Below are 16,737 nucleotides of genomic sequence, written 5' to 3'. Positions count from 1 at the left end.
AAGTATATATGTCTTCTTACATAATATAAGACATGCCACATTATCTGATTCATAACAAGGAAGACAACGTTGGAGTTGCCGTAACTGACATTAAAGCTGGGGAGGAAGTGGAAGGAGTTTATATTGAGGACATGACTAAAGGACCTAAAATTAAGGCAATTAGCGATATACCCTTAGGTCATAAGATAGCATTAAAGAATCTTAAGCAGGGTGATCTCGTCATAAAGTATGGTAGACCAATAGGGTCTGCTATAAAGGAAATTAAAGTAGGAGAACACGTACATGTACATAATATAAGATCTAATAGGTGGGGAAAATGGAGAAACCAATAATAAAGGGTTATATTAGGGAAAACGGTAGCGTTGGGGTTAGAAATTACGTAGCGATTATACCAGTAGATGACTTATCAAACAATGCTTCATTAGGAGTATCGAAAATAATTAGGGGTACTGTTGCTATTCCTCACCCCTATGGTAGATTGCAATTTGGTAAAGACTTAGATTTACTCTTTCACATACTGTCTGGAACTGGGGCAAATCCAAACGTAGCGGGGGCAATAGTTATTGGAATTGAGGAGAACTGGGCAAATAGAGTAGCTGATAAGATAGCTGAGACTGGAAAGCCAGTAGAGGTATTCTCTATTGAGGGAAATGGAGATTTGAAAGTAATAGAGAAAGCTAGCAGAAAAGCAAAGGAATTCGTTCAAGAAGCTAGTGAGAAGCAGAGGACTGAAGTAGACCTATCATCTTTAGTTTTAAGCATTAAATGTGGGGAAAGCGATACTACATCTGGTTTAGCGTCAAATCCAGCTACTGGTTATGCTGTGGATAAATTGATAGATTATGGTTCAACAGTGATGTTTGGAGAAACGTCAGAGTTGACTGGTGCTGAGGATTTAGTTGCTAGTAGGATACAAGATCCGGTTTTAAGGGAGAAGTTCATGAGGATTTATAAGGAGTACGTTAAATTCATTGAGAGCCAAGGAGTAGATCTACTAGGTTCACAACCTACTGAGGGAAACATTAAAGGAGGATTATCAACTATAGAAGAAAAGGCTTTAGGCAATATTCAAAAGTTAGGTACTAAACCAATTAATTGCGTATTAGACTATTTAGACCCATTAGGGAAAGGTTCTTCTAGGCTATGTTTCGTTAATACTTCATCTGCTGCAGCAGAGGCAGTTACACTATTCGCAGCTAAGGGTTCAGTACTTCACTTGTTTACAACTGGGCAAGGGAATGTAGTTGGGCATCCGATAATTCCCGTAGTGAAAATTTCCGCAAATCCAAAGACTATTTCGACAATGAGTGAGCATATTGACGTTGACGTTTCTGACTTACTTCAATTGAAGGTTAGCTTAAAAGAAGCAGGGGAGAGAATATTCAACTATACGATTAGGGTTGCCAATGGTAGGTTAACTTCAGCTGAGATATTACAGCATGAGGAGTTCTCTCCAATAAAGCTTTACATAAGTGCTTAACTATGAAAGTTAAACCTTTTCCTTTATCCATTCCCTTTAATACTGAACCTCCCTCTGAATGGAAGGACACGTGGGATGTACAGCTCTACGTTAAAGTGGAAGATGGAGAAGATTACGGTTGGGGGGAGGCATTAGTAGCGGGAAGTGGAATTATAAACGCTTATCTCTCGATTATAAATGATATTGTAGTGCCACTTTTGTCTAGAGTAGAATTAAGCGAACCTATAGATGTTAGGACTATTTTAGAGAAAATTCTTTTTAGTGCTGGAAACTGTGGAGTAGTTTCTGGGGCCATAAGTGCTGTGGAAATGGCATTATGGGGTTTGAAAGCCAGGAAAAGTAATGTAGAATTGTATAGATTAATTGGAAGTAAAATTAGAGATTCAGTAAAAGTATATGCTAGTTTTCCCAGATTTGGTAGAATTAACGATGTTGTGATTGCTACAAGGAAATCTTTGGACAGAGGTTTCGATTTAATTAAACTTCACCAATCTCCTTTAAGTGTTTTAGATGCGGTAAAAGCTATAAGAGAAAATTACAAGGAAGTTAAAATAGCGATTGACCTTAATTCTCCTTTCGATGATCTGGATGTAGCTAAGGAATTCGTAGATAAGGTTCACAAATATGAAATTGAATGGATTGAGGAACCGTTATGGCCTCCTAATGATTATGATCTACTCTCTAAGCTGACTGAATTTTCTCCTATACCTATAGCTGCTGGGGAGAACGAATATTCTTTATATGGTTTTAGGAAATTGATTGAAAGCGGTATAACGTATCTACAACCAGATATTGCTAAGGTTGGAGGGGTGAGTAAATTTCTCGAAATATTAGATCTGGCGTCTAAGTATAAAGTGAGAGTATTGCCTCACGATAGACCAGACGCTTCTCCACTATCCTTAATATATACGTTAAATCTCGGACTAGTAAATAGCCAAATAGAGATGGTGGAATATACCATTGCAGATTTTCCTAATGACCTATTTTATTCCTTACCTAAATTCAAAGGTGGTTATATATCTCCACCAGAAAATCTCGAAGTTGTAGAGAGAAATATAGAAAAATATAGTTACAAAAATAGGCTCAGAATATTACATTTCAGTGATTTGGAGAACAAGTTAAGAGGAAAAATAGCGTAGGAAATTACGAGAAAACGCTAGTGCATGGAAAAGTTGTCAACTATGCGGAATAGGTGATTCAGAAATTACAATTACACATTTATTACACTCGCAGATTTAACTGCCTACGAAATTAACTTGTCTCAGACATAGAATATATCAATCTTAAAATGAGAATATTATTCATTCATTCATTTCCCTTGAAAATAATTTAGAAGAGTAATGTTTAAGGTAATCAGGTCCATATAACACGTGAAAATTAAGCCTAAACAAAATTTTGGGTGAAAACTATGATATACAGAATCTCTCTCAGAAATAAGACAAGAGTAAGCTTAACCTACCTTTACTTCTCCTTTCTCTTCCTCCTCGGATTGACTTCCGTATACAACTTTAATTCCCAACTCTTCACCCTTCTTTATTGCTAAATTTGTAGCATCAACTGCAAATATCATTTTGATAGTATTCTTTAGACCTAAAGCCTTTTCTACCACATTGAATTTATGTGCTGCCCAGTTGACGTCGTCCTTCTCCACATAGGACTTAATCTCTATTAAATACACTTTAGTGTCCTTTATTAAGAGATCAACATCATATTCAACACCTTTAAGACCAAATAATCCATTATCATCCTTGTAAGTAAACTTATTAACGTACTTTAGATCTAGTCCTTCTTGCTTAGCTAATTCGTCGACTATTTCAATTATTAGTTTTTCAAAATCTCTTCCCCACCTCTTACCCATACTCCCCAAAGCTTTTCTTAATTCTCTAATCTCATTTTGCATAGCCAGTTGGGATTCAACTAACTTCATAGTTACCTCCTCTAATTTACTCAATCTTTCATCACTTCTCTTTTGGGCCTCAATAAGTTCTTGTACAGCTTGCTCCAACTTCCTCGTACTCTCCTCCAATTTCGCTATTCTTTCATCATGTTTTTTCTGACCCTCAATAAGTTGCTCAACCGCATTTTCAAGTTTAGATATCCTTTCCTCCGCCCTTCTTTGAGCATCCACTAATTTTTGTATTGATTCCTCCAATTTCGCTATTCTTTCATCATGTTTTTTCTGACCCTCAATAAGTTCTTGTACAGCTTGCTCCAACTTCCTCGTACTCTCCTCCAATTTCGCTATTCTTTCATCATGTTTTTTCTGACCCTCAATAAGTTGCTCAACCGCATTTTCAAGTTTAGATATCCTTTCCTCCGCCCTTCTTTGAGCATCCACAAGCTGATCTACAGAACTCCTTAGTTTGTCCATTGATGCTAATAATCCTTTCAATATATCCTTTAAATCAGCTAGAGTTATGTTTATAAACGAAATGCCTAGTATCTCCTCTACTTGTTTTCTGAACTCTGTATCCTCCTTTAGTAGTTTTATGATGTCCTCCTTTAGCATATCAATTCCTTCTCAAATTTAGAGTATTTAAATTTTTGGGTGAAAAGTTTATAGAATTAATATCAAGAACGTTAATTATTTTACTCTTATTGTAATATTAAACTCCGAATAGTTTAACTATCTCTTTTCAACGTATGGAACAGATTACTAGCTTTTACCTCATATTAAAATATAACCCTAGTTGTAGCTTGTGTCAAGTTACTTATCTAATGCAATTCGAATAATGTTTAATAGTCATGATTATATGATACTAAATAATGGATAATCGTTATATACGAAGAATTAAATCAAAGTCTTTTTATCTTACTTAGCAATTTCTTATTAACCGTAGCTAGTAGACTTCAAATTCATTTTACAAAAATATCTAAGCCGATTATTTTTGAGAAGAAAATTAATACTTTACGAAAAACATAAAATAGAGAAGACACCTTGAGTAAGTGGAGAAGATAAGCATACTGAACCTTTCTTAGCAGGTCAATCAAATTTAAAATTCTCTCTAATCTCATCTTCAAGAGGAGGAAGTAAAGCAAGTAGGACTATGCTAATGGGGACTTGATGAAGAATTCGCTCTAGTTGGGAAATCTTGCCGTAATCGGTGAGGAACTAAATACCATAGCTAAGAGTTTTACCTTGTTAGATTTATTTTTAAGGAAGTGATTTTGGGTCTACCGTCACGGAAGGGGACTTTCGCCCCTTAACCCCCATAAAGTTAAAGTGTAAGAGGAAGATCGCAATAACGCAATATCATAAAAATGGATAAAAAATATAGATTTTATGCCACTCTGGAAGTTCCTATTAACTTAAAAATAGGTGTAGATTTATGGTTAAAATATGAAATGCCAGCTACCATTATGTCGAGTTACCGGATACTTTTCCTAAATCTGATGTAGATGTTTATAGAGTGTTAGAAGAGGATGGCAAATATTATATTAGACTTGAGCTTGATGGCAAACCGATGTACTTTACCTTTAGTACCAGCGAAATAGTTTTGCACTCAAAGGAACTATCTGAATTGGTCTCAAGAGAGGAGATTGACGATTGTTCCCCATTAAGTATTTTGGAAGAAATCTTCTATGTTATTTTATATCAATTGGGTACTAGAAGGACCAAACTCTTCTTAGAATTCGATAACCTTTTCGATCTCATAACGTCTGGAAAGGTAAAGGACTCAAAACGTATAGTATTGTTGAGAAAGATGATATTGACGAATTATTCGGACTCAACAGTAATATACTACGTTAGTAGGAGGTTGAGCAAGTTCCTCTCGGCTGAGAGTGTAAAGGACGTTAAGTTCAATTACGAAAGAGCTGAATTGTTAGTTACTAGATCTGGTGATCTGTACAACTTCTATCTCACAGAAGTCCAAAATGACTTAAATGAGATAATTAAAAAGCTCACCTCAATATCCTTTATATTTATGCCCATAACCGCGGTTGCCAGTATTTATGCAGTTGACTTTACAAATGTATATAATACACTTATAAACTGGCAGAGCTTGATCTTCTTATCTCCCGTTTTAATATTAACAATCCTTCTAGTGATTTACCTAAGGAAAATAAGGTGGTTGTAAAATCCTCTAGTAAGTCCTTTATGGACCACTCCAGAATTACACGAAAGTTCGTAATTAATTGTGTTAAGCATTACTTATAGGTAAGAGGAAGAGATTAGCGTAAGTAGTAAGATAATGTCACTACTTCATTGTGAGTTGAGGTTAAGGGTTATACTAACAAAATGCCATAAAATTTATTCTCGACAAAAAAATTGTTGCTCTATGATATGATTCTATATATAGAAATTTATTGAAGAGTATCAATAAGTAGAAAAAATTGTGAGGAAAAGTCATTAGGATCTGTCTCTATTCTTTTTAAAAGAGGAATAAAAGATACTTATATGGTTAGTAGAGTTAAGGACTGGTTAAGACAAGCAGAAAGGAATCTAATATCTGCTGAGGTTAACTACGCTAACTCACTTTATGAGGAATCTTGTTACGAATCTCAGCAGGTAGCTGAGAAATCAGTAAAGGGTCTTCTCAATTTTCTTCATAAGGAGGAAAGAGGACATTCAATTACGCTTTTGCTGAGATCTACATATATCTCAGTCCCAGATGATATTATCAGTTGCGCACAAGAACTTGATAAACATTATATTCCTTCTAGGTACCCTGATGCATATGCAGAGGGAGCTCCAGCTGATTACTATAACAAGAGTGATGCTGAAAGGTGTATTTCATGTGCTAAAAAAATTCTGTCATGGGTGAAGAGTATTGTTGGATTTATGTGAAATGTTTAGTAGTTTAAAACCTCTTTTAGTTATTTTGTTTGGTTCTTATGCTAGAGGGGATTATACTAATAAGAGTGACATTGATGTTCTAATTGTTTCTGACATCTTGCCAAAAGATCCCAAAGAGGCATTTGCGTCAGCCTTTAAACTTTCAAGAGATAAAGTCATCCCTACAGTTATGAATACGGAAGTGTTTCTGGCCCGTTTAAAAGAGGGAAGCACGTTTTTACTAGAAGTTATTGAAGATGGTAAAATACTATGTGGAGATGCGAATTTCATAAAACAAGTTCTAGAGATTTATAAAGAAGTAAGGAAAAAGTTTAGAAGGGAAGGAAAGCTTTGGTCGTGGGAGTGAAAATTTTGGAATTAGGAATTTCATGCCATTTTATATCAATCTTCGAACTTTGGAATTCATTGAAGTTATAGACAAACCTTACGTAAATATCTTCATCTCTCTTGAAGATACAAATGACCAGTAAGAGACAAATCTTGTTATAATTGCTTTAACCACAGGAAAGAGAGGTACTTAACTAGAAGTCCCTTACCTCAGGAAAATTATTCTATTTATCCGTTAATTATTTCTTTTTTTCCAAAAGATTTTACTACTGGACTCTTTAACAATTCATGCTTATGTAATTTGCATTGACTATTCAATAAAAAATATTTCTTGCGTGTATACTTAAAGTGACTCAGATGGTAACACTTATAAGTTTACTACAGAAACATTTCATATGTCATTATCACAAATAGCTTACGAGAAAATTCTGGAATACATAATTACTGGCAAATATAAACCCGGGAGCACTCTGAAAGAAGAGGAGCTTGCGTCACTACTTAAGATTAGTAGAACACCAATTAGGGAAGCCCTTGTTAGGTTAGAAAAAGAGGGAGTAATAATAAAGAATGGTAAATCATTCACCGTAATACCGTTAACAGAAAGCGATATTCTTCAACTCTACGAAGTTAGAATAAACTTAGAGTCTCTGTCAGCTAAACTAGCTGCAATAAGAGCTAGCCAAGATGAAATTAACAAGATCATAAATGTTTTAAACGAGATAAAGGAGTCAGTAAACGCTGACCCATTAACCTTAGCAAATTTAAACGGTAACTTACATAGGGCAATAGCTGAGGCATCACATAATAAATACATTGTAGATATTTTGGATAGTATTAGATTGAAGCTAAAAATTGTTAGAATAACCTTGTTTACCGGCTTTCAGAGAAGGGATGACGAGCTTAGGGAACACGAGAGTATAGTAATAGCCATAAAGAACCGTAGTCCGGATTTGGCTTATGACATGATGAGAATGCATGAGGAGAAAGTTTTAGATTATGTAAAGCAAAATATATTGCCAGTGTTGTTTAGATAAAATTTAATGCTAAATTCTTACTATATTAACTTATGATAAGGAGATCTCAGTTATACGTCCCCGCAATTTCCGAAAAGATGATAAGGAAATCGGTTGAACTGAAAGCTGACTCAATAATTTTTGATCTTGAAGACGCAGTACCTCCAGAGGATAAGGAAAGAGCAAGAGAATTGTTAATTAAACTCGTAAAGGAATTGGATTGGGATAAGAGAGAATTATGCGTTAGAGTTAATTCCCTACAACTACTTGACTCATACAAGGATATTACGACAATTTCTAGGGAAGATAAGATCACATGCATTGTTGTGCCTAAGGCTGAAAATGACCTTTCATTTCTCCACAAGGCGACTGGGAAACACTTAATACCGTTAATAGAGACTGCGAAGGGTTTAGTTAAGATTGAGGATATAGTTAGGTCTGAAGGTGTTGTAGCTGTAAGTTATGGTGCAGCTGACCTTTCGTTATCCCTTGGTGGAGATTACAATTTCTATGAAAAGAACGAATACGTGAAGACTTTAATTGTTAGTGTCGCTAGGGCCTACGATGTTGATGCCATAGATAAAGTTTACTTCGATTTGAAGAACCTAGATGGTTTTAGAAGAGAATGTGAAGAAGCAAAGAAATTAGGATACGTGGGAAAGCAAGTTATTCATCCTTCTCAGATTGATATTGCTAATGAGGTATTTTCTCCGAGCAAGGAGGAAATCGAGTGGGCGAAAAGGGTTATAGAGGCTTATGAAAAAGCTAAAGCTCAGGGTAGAGGGGCTATAAGGTTAGACGATAAATTAGTCGATTACGTACACTATAAGATTGCTAAGAGGATATTTGAGTTTCAGAGCTAGTATCCCTATAAACGACCCACGTTCCTAAAGCCTTAGCACATAAGTTACCATTTCCATCATATGCTAATATGTCAACTACTATTAGTCTTTTCCCTTCGCTTATAACCTTTGCCTCAACTGTAAATGGGCCATCCTTCATTGGTTTCAAAAAGTTTATTTTAAGTTCCACTGTGACCCCATCCTTTACGTTTTCCAGAGTTCTCACGGCGTAACTGCCCGCATAGTCAACTGCTGTAAATATTATTCCACCATGTAAAATCCCACCTATTCTAGTCAACTTTTCATCAAAGTTGAATTTTAGTCTAGAATAACCTCTCTCAAGTTTCTCAAATTTAATACCTATAAAATTGAAAATTTCCTCTTGTGTAAGTATTTCATTTACTTCTCTTTCCGAAAGCATGAAAGTAAGTTTTTATTCCTCATTAAAAAGTTTCCTACAATTAGATGATCTTTACCTTTAAAGAGATCAGAATTGATCTATTGACACTTGATAAAGGTTGAAAGTGATATAACATAACATGGAAATGTTAATAATGTGATGGAACGAATTTATTTAGTTAAAATACTATAAATTAGATCAATTAATGAATACTTCTCTCCTTTCTTCAATACTATCTTTCGCATTGGATAACTGTTTCAATGAATGAGTCAACTACTTACCATTACTGAGGGACTATCTCCACCTCACGAGGAGGATTTCCTGCTTCTAAAGGCAACCTTGATCCTCCTAAATCAAATTGAACGTAACTATTCTGCAATTCCTTGTGTGGAAGAGGGCTCGGAGAGCTTACTCTTCATAGGCTTAAAATCCTTGTCGAAAGGTAGGCTTAGCTATTCCAGCCAAAGTATAACGCTTCTTACTTTTTCTCTTAATAGAAACTTTTCTACAAGAGGTTATCCATCCAAGAAGGGGCTTTCACTCCTCCCCCATGAAGTTAAAAGTCTAATCCTTAAATGTATCTTCTTAAGAATTTTCAGAGATCTTTCTTTAAATTTATCTTTTAGTAGTTTCCTGAAAATGACGCATAGTAGATAATGTTTAGTTTTTTCAATGTAGAATTTAAGGTGTATTTATACTATATACGCTTAAACTATTTACGATTACTTAAATCTTTTTGAAGAGAATTTATGTTAATATTTAAGGTTTAAGGAATTTGAGGTAAATTTACGTAAAGTACTAACTAATATATACTCCAATAGGATTAAAATAACCTGGGTTAGACGGGGATAGTCCATCCGTTCATCAAGTGCTCACCAATAAAAATTCAGTGCTCACCCAAAAAGATATTACGCTAAATAAAAACAATTTTACTTCTATAATAGAAGCAACTTATACAATTACTTTCGAATTAATTAAATTGTTGGCTACACTCATATTGTTCTAGTAACATATTTAAGTGTAATCAGAATAAACTTATTAATAATAATAATCAGATAAAAATGTGTGAGAAGGATAGTAAGAATAGGGAAAAGGAATGCAATTTATATTCCAAAAGATGTAGCTAAGGTCCTAAATTTGAAGGAGGGTGAAGAGCTTGAATTAATTGAGGAGGGAAGCAAAATAGAACTAATACCACTTGGAAGGTCATCTAAGTATTGGGCTGATATAGAGGCTGAAGAGATAGAGGAGGTTGGAGAAGAGATTAGCAAATCTCTCGGAATTAATAGTTGATACAACGTTTTTACTTCCATTTACGGGTATCAAGATTAGAGGTATTGAAGGCGAGGTGCTTGATGAAAAACCATATATTATCCATCACTTATGCTAACTGAACTTCTTGCAGTAATTATTAAAGAGGCAAAGAAACTTAAACTAAAGCAATTGCCTGAGGAGGCGATAGAAGGCTTTTATATATTAAAGGCTTGTTATATATTATAGGAAATGTAAGATTAATCACATTAGAACAAATAGATATTGAACTAATATATGATATAATAAAGAGTGGTTGGAATGACATATTTGATGCAATACTATATACCGCACACAAAAGTACTAAAATTCCACTACTTACTATGGATAGATCGTTTTATGAGTTCTTAAATAAAAAGGGATTTGTTGTAAAGGATATTATAATGGTTTAGGTTGTTGAGGTGCCACGCTACTCTTGAACACTGTCCTAGAATTTAACACCAAGGTTGTAAAATCATCATATTTTACTCTTGAGTATTAGTTCCTTCACTAGATGAGAAATTTAACCTTTATAGCCATTAAGTCTCTTGTTGTAGATAACATCATAAGGATAACTCACACTATAGCAATATTTAATATAACGAAACCTTACAGTATAAAGGAATCCTACAGTGACATATTTCATATTCTCTCTCGAAACTCCCGAAAATAATTCCTTAAAAGAGAGTGAACAAAAACTAAGAACTCGAGCCTAAAATATCATGAAGATTTAGGAGTCATAAGAAAATCCACTGAAAAGAGCTCTACCTCAATTCCTTCAGCTACTATTCCTAAAAAATGATGTTATATAAGCAGTCCTAGGTTCTGACTAATCTTCTTTATAAAGGAAAATGTGAGAGCTCCTAAAAAAGTAAAACCTAATAGTAGCTCCATTAAGTGTTCACCAGCATTACCTACTAGTAGTACTTTATAGATTTTATCGTAGTCTGAATAGTTTCTTATAGTCAAGGAAGTATCCATAAACGTTTTTCAAGTACCTTGAGAGAGCCTTTACACCAAGGTGGGAACCGAGCTCATACTTCAAGATGTGGAGGAAGTTCACAACTAGGCCAACAAGCTTCATGTATCCGAGGATCTTGACTACGCTCTTGAACGAACTGCTCCTAAGGCCTAGGACCTTCAAATCCCTTATCACAGTTTCAACATCCCACCTATTCTCCCAAGTCGTTATTACCTCCTCAGAGGTCATGGTTAGGTCGGTCGTGAAGAAGTACCTCCTCCCGCAACCTTTATAATTATTAACTACAATTAATTTAATAGGAACGCCGAGGTACGTGACGGAGAACTCTCCCTCGGGGAACTCGGCGACCGGCACGGATCTACCTCCCTCGGTAACCCGCGCGCTCGCCTTAAGTTCCGAAACAACACCGGGCAGAAGAGTTCTCCTGTTCACGTACCACGAATCGAACGCTATTGAACTAACGTTAAGCCTCCTCCTCACTTTCTCTATCAGCTCAATTGCGATTTCGATCTTCGTTCTGAACTGGACTGGCTTCCCTTCTTGTTTCAAGATATTCACGACTTTTTGTGGTAGGTAGATCTCGAGGTGGATCAAGTAGACCTCGTTGGTTTCCAAGTCCCTTATTGTGGCTACAAGGATTTGGTGTGCTGGGATGTAGGTTTTATCCTTCCTGGAGTAGAAGAATTGGGTCATGTGAGCTGAGACCCACGCGGCTTCAGCGTAGTATTTCTCGTTTAGTGTGTCGTCTATTGAGAGCTGGACCTTGTGTTCCCCTACTAATTCCTTCACTACTTCGATTAGATCGACCTTAGCGACCTCCTCTAACTTCCTCAAGGCGTATTCGTAGTCAATTCCAGCCGTGGTGCACTTGGTCCTCATTGATCCATCTTCGATCAGAGATGCGCCCAGTAACTTCACTAGGGATTTACTGCCTAGCGTCTTCTTCACTTTCTCTAGGTACTTCCTTACCCTTGCAAATCGTCTGTTGAAGAGACTCGTTATTTTCATTGTTTAGTCTTGGTATTATCATCCTAAAAAGTTTTTAAGGTATTTCAAATTGACGTCATTTTCAGGAAACTACTATACTAGAATTAGTAAAGAAAGGTAAGTAGGGTATAACATCGCTATGACTAAAATAACTCCAGTAATAGCACCTAGATTACAACTTGTCTTTTAAGTTGGCTAGAGCATAAACCATTCACATTTCAAATCCTCAAAACTATAGATATAAGGCTGAAAGAATGAGACAAATGATATATCTTCCTCAAGTACACTACATTACTTGCTAAATATTCAATCAACTAGGATTATGCTTTGAGATGAATGAGCAAATGTTGTCAACTTGACAGTAATGGGTAGAAATTCCAGATACGAGTATACTTGGCTAGACTAATTGCCTCTTCTTAAAAACCGACTATTAGGAAAAACTAGAGCTACCATTAGGAAGTAAAATATAGCACTACTTTTAGGAAAATCCTATCCCTACAGCGATCCGTAAAACCACTTCTAGAAGAAAAGGATTTTTAGCTTGTATAAATATTCATTATTAATGAGTTGGAAATTAAAGGACCTTAAAGGGTTATCAGCTCCTACTAATGTTAAAACTTGTACAGTAGATGATGCAGTAAGGCAATTGAAAGATAAATATAAGATTGACGTAGATACCTTGACTAAAATAGCTACTGACGTCCTAGTTAAACACCTTACGGAAAAGAAGATGACAATAGAGGACATAAAAAAGAATTACAGTAACGTTGAAAACATTGAGAATATTATAGAGGATATCCTAAGATTGTCTGGCAAGTTGTAATTTTTCACCTATACTTTTTAGAATCTCCTCACTTTCTGGGAACCTTTTTTCTATATATCTAGAAAACACTAATTCATCATTAACGTATATATCCATAATTCCTTTATCACCTTGGACTAATTCTACATTAGCCTCTTCAAAGTAGGATAAAATATCCCTCGCTAGATTTAACGCTCTATCCATATACTTACAAGGTCTGCAGTAAACTATCTTAACATTAATTTTCTTATTCAGATCGGCTGGAGAGACATATTTTGTAGGATCTTTCTTAAACTCTTCTAAACACCCCTTAGAACAGAAGTAATACGTTATACCTTTATAGTTTATCCTGTATGGTGTAGTGTTCTCAACTTCCATCTTACAAACGGGATCTTGCATATAGTAAGGAAGGATCGTTAAATAATAAAACTTTCCCAAAATACTTTCACCATCTTGCAATAATAATGCTTGCGAGCTTTTTATAGAGGAGAAAATAGGTATCTAAATTGCTTTTACTGAACTATTGAATGTTTTTCCACTAACCCACTAAAGAGTAGGAATTTTCGGAATAATATTATCTTCCTTATCAATTTATCTCAAAATGTACAATTTAGGTTTATAATGTCTCTTATCTCTTTATAAAAATTCAACAGATTCACTAAGGAACTCTAAATTTAAGGTTTATATTATCCTTTACGAATTCATTATTATGACCGAAAAATCTTGTCAATACTTAATAATTGGGAGTGGGATTGCGGGATACAACGCATTAAAGGAACTACTAGAACTAAAACCGGACTCAAAGATAATCATGGTAACATCAGACAGATACTACCCATACGATAGACCACCACTATCAAAATACTACCTCAGAGGAGAAATGCCACGGGAGAAATTATTCTTTGAGTCTGATGATTTTTATAGGAGGGATAATTTGGAGGTGATATTGGGTAAGAGTGTTGAAAGGATTGATGTTAACTCAAAGGAGGCAATATTAAATGATGGTAGTGTAATATCGTTTGTTAAGGCATTAATAACTACTGGTGGTAGGCCGAGAAGGCTTAACATTCCGGGAAGTGATAACGCGTTGTATTTGAGAACGTTAGATGACGCTGATAAGATAAGGGAATCTGCGAGTAAGAGTAGGAGTGCTTTGATAATTGGTGCTGGTTTCATAGGTGTTGAAGTTGCCTCTAGTCTAACTACACTTGGCGTAAAGACTACAGTCGTGGAAGTAATGCCATACATATGGAACACGTTCGTGGATGAGAAAGTATCAAGGGTTATACAAAAATACTTGGAGAGTAAGGGAATAAACTTCATATTAAACGATTCAGTGAGGGAGATTCAAGGGAAGAACGCTATAACATCAAGTGGTAAAAAAATTGAGGCGGATATGCTCTTGATCGCGGTGGGAATTTCACCAAACGTTGAACTGGCACAAAGGAGTGGTATACAAGTCGATAATGGTATAGTCGTAAACGAGTACTTGGAAACTAGCGCTAAGGACATTTACGCAGCTGGGGACGTTGCGAACATATTCGATCCAAGGGAGGGTAGGAGGAAGAGGATAGAGCATTGGAATAATGCTGAGTATACTGGAAAGTTGGCAGCTAGAAATATGGCTGGAAGTAAGGAGGCTTACAATTTCATATCGTCAATATGGTCAGACATATTCGATTTACATATAGAATCAGCTGGAGAGACGAGAAATTACGATGAGTACGTAATAAGAGGAAAGTTTAATTCTGATAATCCTAACTTCAATGTGATATATTTGAAAGGTGGTGTAGTTAAGGGGTATGTCGCTATAAATAGGGATTACAGTGAATTGGAGGTTCTAAATAAGCTAATTGAAGGAGGTATGGATGTTTCAAATAAGAAGAACTCTTTGGCGGATGAAGGATTTGATCTTAAGGAATTACTAAAGTAATTTTTCCGTGTTTTGCGAAGTTGTTTAATAGTTAACAGTAAACTTTTTTACTTACTCATGTAATCTTACATTATGTCGTCCAGTACCACGTATCTCTTTATAAAGTGGATGATTCCAGTGGCAATAGTTTGGGGCCTTTCGTATCCTCTAACTAAACTGATTACATATTATTCATCACCAATGATAGTGAGCGTTGTTAGAGTTGCAATAGCAAGTATGTTCTTCATTATATTAGGCAGAGGTCTTTCAATAGGTGTGAAGCAATTTATTAATGGTTTGTTCAATTTCGTGGGATTGTTAACCTTTTTAAATTTAGGCGTTTATTTTTCATCAAATCCTGGCCTAGTTGCAGTTATGATATATACTCAACCTCTATTTATCCTTTTAATAGAGATGTTCATGGGAACTAGAGTTAAGATTAAAGGAATAATTGGAATAATTTTAGGTGTAATAGGAGTAACAGCATCAGCTTTCCTATCATTTGACTTAGGATTATTATTCGGTATATTAGGAGGTATAGTATGGGCGATTGGTACAGTATATTATAGGAGGAATTTAGTGAAAGAAAATTTGGGGAAATTGAACGCATTTATGAGTATTGCATCATTGCCGATTCTATTACTCCTAACGCCCTTAGGGTATCATTTCTCGCTTAGCGTAATAAACATAGGATTACTGATAGCGTTAGGCTTAATTGCCCAAGTTGGGGGATTTTATTTCTGGTTTAACGCGGTCAAATACTTGGGAAGTGTCAAGGCTAGCTCAGGTTCGTTGTTGGTTCCAATTATGGCTTATGTATTGTCTTTTGCTTTCTTCAGAGAAATTCCAACACTGATTCAAATTATTGGTTCTGCAATAACGCTAATAGGAGTATACTTAACAATGACTAGCTAAAATAAAGAGAGTAGAATCTCCTTTATTATTTTCAAATATAGTGCGATTAAATTTAAATAGTCTTATTTTTATATTAACTTATAATGATCTATGAAGAAAAGAGTAGTAGTTACTTTGGTCATTCTTATAAGTTTATAAATAGAGTTAGGGATTTGATTGAAAACGATGAGGAGTTTGCAATAGTTGAAGTAATAAAAACAGAAGGTCCTAGTTCATTAAAGCCCGGTAATAAATTAATAGTTAAGAGTGATGGAAGCTTTGAGGGATGGATAGGAGGATTCTGTACTAAGGATGAGATAATAAGGTACTCGTTAGAGGCCATGGAAAATGGCCAAAGCATATATGTGAATTTAAATACTTGCCATGGAGGAATTGTCTATCTATATATAGAACCAGTAATATCTAAGAAAAAGCTTATTTTGGTAGGAAATAATCCCATCACGTATTATATTCAGAAATTAGGTGAGATGCTTGGTTTCACTATAATAAAGTTAGAAAGTACAAATGAACTAGTAAAGGTAAAAATAACCAGAAATACCTTTGCTGTAGTAGCTACTATGGGTGAGAAAGATCATGAATTTGCGGAAAGTCTTCTAAATACCGGGATAAGGTATATTGGAGTTGTAGCTGGAAAGAGAAGGGGAGAGGATTTACTTTCGTATTTACGTCATAAGGGCTATAAAGAAGAGTTTCTTACCAGAATTAAAGTTCCTGCAGGAATAGATATACGCGCTATTTCACCTGAAGAAATAGCGTTAAGTGTATTAGCTGAAATAGTTAAGATTTCAAATACTAAAGATACGACTAGTAAGAAAGAGGAAACTGAGGAAGTTGTTGATCCTGTATGTGGGATGACTATCTCTAAGTCAGTTCCTTATTATTCAATTTTTAGAGATAAAACATACTATTTCTGTAGTAAATATTGTAAGGATAAATTTGATAACAATCCTGAAATATATGTTAAATAATGAAATATGTATTATTAGATA

17 protein-coding genes and 1 pseudogene are annotated in these 16,737 nt (G+C 35.2%); 14 read left to right on the top strand and 4 right to left on the bottom strand.

From position 1 onward, the window contains the following. The first annotated feature begins 32 nt into the window (after positions 1 to 32). From GFS03_RS03725 to GFS03_RS03715, 3 genes are read left to right on the top strand one after another with little or no spacing between them, the layout of a single operon-like run. A complete protein-coding gene (locus GFS03_RS03725) occupies positions 33 to 332 on the top strand; it encodes a UxaA family hydrolase (RefSeq protein WP_153422574.1) in 300 nt (99 codons plus the stop codon). Then, positions 317 to 1,480 carry a UxaA family hydrolase gene (locus GFS03_RS03720; RefSeq protein WP_153422573.1) on the top strand — a complete coding sequence of 388 codons (1,164 nt, stop codon included), beginning with the start codon at positions 317 to 319 and terminating at the stop codon, positions 1,478 to 1,480. Before GFS03_RS03725 ends, GFS03_RS03720 begins: the two co-directional genes overlap by 16 nt. Positions 1,481 to 1,482: 2 nt before the next feature. Beyond that, complete coding sequence (locus GFS03_RS03715; RefSeq protein WP_153422572.1) at positions 1,483 to 2,619, top strand: mandelate racemase/muconate lactonizing enzyme family protein; 1,137 nt, start codon at positions 1,483 to 1,485, stop codon at positions 2,617 to 2,619. A 311-nt stretch (positions 2,620 to 2,930) separates the two neighbouring features. Here the strand turns inward: GFS03_RS03715 and GFS03_RS03710 are convergent, their stop codons facing one another. Further along, positions 2,931 to 3,989: a DUF3782 domain-containing protein gene (locus GFS03_RS03710; protein WP_153422571.1), complete on the bottom strand. Its 1,059-nt coding sequence runs from the start codon at positions 3,987 to 3,989 to the stop codon at positions 2,931 to 2,933. 831 nt (positions 3,990 to 4,820) lie between these two features. On the opposite strand from GFS03_RS03710, the pseudogene GFS03_RS03705 reads away from it, so the two are divergent. From GFS03_RS03705 to GFS03_RS03685, 5 genes and pseudogenes are all read left to right on the top strand, one after another. After that, positions 4,821 to 5,559 (top strand): annotated as a pseudogene (locus tag GFS03_RS03705) (CorA family divalent cation transporter). 320 nt (positions 5,560 to 5,879) lie between these two features. Continuing rightward, on the top strand, positions 5,880 to 6,269 hold the full coding sequence (locus GFS03_RS03700; protein WP_153422570.1) for a HEPN domain-containing protein: 390 nt from the start codon (positions 5,880 to 5,882) through the stop codon (positions 6,267 to 6,269). Between the two features lies 1 nt (position 6,270). Continuing rightward, the gene (locus GFS03_RS03695) at positions 6,271 to 6,624 is read left to right on the top strand and encodes a nucleotidyltransferase domain-containing protein (RefSeq protein ID WP_153424540.1); all 354 of its coding nucleotides are present in this window, start codon (positions 6,271 to 6,273) and stop codon (positions 6,622 to 6,624) included. Positions 6,625 to 7,000: 376 nt separating this feature from the next. After that, on the top strand, positions 7,001 to 7,639 hold the full coding sequence (locus GFS03_RS03690) for a GntR family transcriptional regulator (protein ID WP_153422569.1): 639 nt from the start codon (positions 7,001 to 7,003) through the stop codon (positions 7,637 to 7,639). Between the two features lie 32 nt (positions 7,640 to 7,671). Next, positions 7,672 to 8,481 carry an HpcH/HpaI aldolase/citrate lyase family protein gene (locus GFS03_RS03685; protein ID WP_153422568.1) on the top strand — a complete coding sequence of 270 codons (810 nt, stop codon included), beginning with the start codon at positions 7,672 to 7,674 and terminating at the stop codon, positions 8,479 to 8,481. Here the strand turns inward: GFS03_RS03685 and GFS03_RS03680 are convergent. Further along, positions 8,453 to 8,881: a PaaI family thioesterase gene (locus GFS03_RS03680; RefSeq protein WP_153422567.1), complete on the bottom strand. Its 429-nt coding sequence runs from the start codon at positions 8,879 to 8,881 to the stop codon at positions 8,453 to 8,455. The two genes, GFS03_RS03685 and GFS03_RS03680, sit on opposite strands and share 29 nt — an antisense overlap. Positions 8,882 to 9,925: 1,044 nt before the next feature. On the opposite strand from GFS03_RS03680, the gene GFS03_RS03675 reads away from it, so the two are divergent. Both GFS03_RS03675 and GFS03_RS13470 read left to right on the top strand, forming a co-directional pair. Then, entirely contained in the window at positions 9,926 to 10,153 is a 228-nt protein-coding gene (locus tag GFS03_RS03675) for an AbrB/MazE/SpoVT family DNA-binding domain-containing protein (RefSeq protein WP_153422566.1), read from the top strand. Between the two features lie 191 nt (positions 10,154 to 10,344). After that, positions 10,345 to 10,563 (top strand): hypothetical protein, encoded by a 219-nt coding sequence (locus GFS03_RS13470; RefSeq protein ID WP_238699173.1) that lies wholly within the window; start codon positions 10,345 to 10,347, stop codon positions 10,561 to 10,563. Between the two features lie 524 nt (positions 10,564 to 11,087). On the opposite strand, the gene GFS03_RS03665 is transcribed toward GFS03_RS13470, so the two are convergent. After that, positions 11,088 to 12,140: an ISNCY family transposase gene (locus GFS03_RS03665; RefSeq protein WP_153421922.1), complete on the bottom strand. Its 1,053-nt coding sequence runs from the start codon at positions 12,138 to 12,140 to the stop codon at positions 11,088 to 11,090. A gap of 541 nt (positions 12,141 to 12,681) precedes the next feature. Between GFS03_RS03665 and GFS03_RS03660 the strand changes: the two genes are divergently transcribed. After that, entirely contained in the window at positions 12,682 to 12,942 is a 261-nt protein-coding gene (locus GFS03_RS03660) for a hypothetical protein (RefSeq protein WP_153422565.1), read from the top strand. Here the strand turns inward: GFS03_RS03660 and GFS03_RS13745 are convergent. Next, positions 12,919 to 13,320: a SelT/SelW/SelH family protein gene (locus GFS03_RS13745; RefSeq protein ID WP_349750549.1), complete on the bottom strand. Its 402-nt coding sequence runs from the start codon at positions 13,318 to 13,320 to the stop codon at positions 12,919 to 12,921. The two genes, GFS03_RS03660 and GFS03_RS13745, sit on opposite strands and share 24 nt — an antisense overlap. A gap of 310 nt (positions 13,321 to 13,630) precedes the next feature. On the opposite strand from GFS03_RS13745, the gene GFS03_RS03650 reads away from it, so the two are divergent. The 3 genes from GFS03_RS03650 to GFS03_RS03640 all read left to right on the top strand — a co-directional run bounded on the left by GFS03_RS03650 (position 13,631) and on the right by GFS03_RS03640 (position 16,716). After that, positions 13,631 to 14,854, top strand: coding sequence for an NAD(P)/FAD-dependent oxidoreductase (locus GFS03_RS03650; RefSeq protein ID WP_153422564.1), 1,224 nt, complete (start codon positions 13,631 to 13,633; stop codon positions 14,852 to 14,854). A 72-nt stretch (positions 14,855 to 14,926) separates the two neighbouring features. Continuing rightward, on the top strand, positions 14,927 to 15,748 hold the full coding sequence (locus GFS03_RS03645) for a DMT family transporter (RefSeq protein ID WP_153422563.1): 822 nt from the start codon (positions 14,927 to 14,929) through the stop codon (positions 15,746 to 15,748). Positions 15,749 to 15,831: 83 nt separating this feature from the next. After that, positions 15,832 to 16,716, top strand: a complete 885-nt coding sequence (locus GFS03_RS03640; RefSeq protein WP_153422562.1) for an XdhC family protein — start codon at positions 15,832 to 15,834, stop codon at positions 16,714 to 16,716. Positions 16,717 to 16,737 lie beyond the last annotated feature (21 nt).

It is taken from the genome of Sulfolobus sp. E5-1-F (genome assembly GCF_009601705.1).
Taxonomy (GTDB): domain Archaea; phylum Thermoproteota; class Thermoprotei_A; order Sulfolobales; family Sulfolobaceae; genus Saccharolobus.
The sequence above is the reverse complement of the archived record's forward strand: the minus strand, read 5'-3'. Positions and strand labels throughout refer to the sequence as shown.

Coding starts and splice junctions, on each gene's coding strand:
- GFS03_RS03725 (WP_153422574.1), top strand. CDS start 33: ATGCCACATTATCTGATTCATAACAAGGAAGACAACGTTGGAGTTGCC.
- GFS03_RS03720 (WP_153422573.1), top strand. CDS start 317: ATGGAGAAACCAATAATAAAGGGTTATATTAGGGAAAACGGTAGCGTT.
- GFS03_RS03715 (WP_153422572.1), top strand. CDS start 1,483: ATGAAAGTTAAACCTTTTCCTTTATCCATTCCCTTTAATACTGAACCT.
- GFS03_RS03710 (WP_153422571.1), bottom strand. CDS start 3,989: ATGCTAAAGGAGGACATCATAAAACTACTAAAGGAGGATACAGAGTTC.
- GFS03_RS03700 (WP_153422570.1), top strand. CDS start 5,880: ATGGTTAGTAGAGTTAAGGACTGGTTAAGACAAGCAGAAAGGAATCTA.
- GFS03_RS03695 (WP_153424540.1), top strand. CDS start 6,271: ATGTTTAGTAGTTTAAAACCTCTTTTAGTTATTTTGTTTGGTTCTTAT.
- GFS03_RS03690 (WP_153422569.1), top strand. CDS start 7,001: ATGTCATTATCACAAATAGCTTACGAGAAAATTCTGGAATACATAATT.
- GFS03_RS03685 (WP_153422568.1), top strand. CDS start 7,672: ATGATAAGGAGATCTCAGTTATACGTCCCCGCAATTTCCGAAAAGATG.
- GFS03_RS03680 (WP_153422567.1), bottom strand. CDS start 8,881: ATGCTTTCGGAAAGAGAAGTAAATGAAATACTTACACAAGAGGAAATT.
- GFS03_RS03665 (WP_153421922.1), bottom strand. CDS start 12,140: ATGAAAATAACGAGTCTCTTCAACAGACGATTTGCAAGGGTAAGGAAG.
- GFS03_RS03660 (WP_153422565.1), top strand. CDS start 12,682: ATGAGTTGGAAATTAAAGGACCTTAAAGGGTTATCAGCTCCTACTAAT.
- GFS03_RS13745 (WP_349750549.1), bottom strand. CDS start 13,320: ATGCAAGATCCCGTTTGTAAGATGGAAGTTGAGAACACTACACCATAC.
- GFS03_RS03650 (WP_153422564.1), top strand. CDS start 13,631: ATGACCGAAAAATCTTGTCAATACTTAATAATTGGGAGTGGGATTGCG.
- GFS03_RS03645 (WP_153422563.1), top strand. CDS start 14,927: ATGTCGTCCAGTACCACGTATCTCTTTATAAAGTGGATGATTCCAGTG.
- GFS03_RS03640 (WP_153422562.1), top strand. CDS start 15,832: ATGATCTATGAAGAAAAGAGTAGTAGTTACTTTGGTCATTCTTATAAG.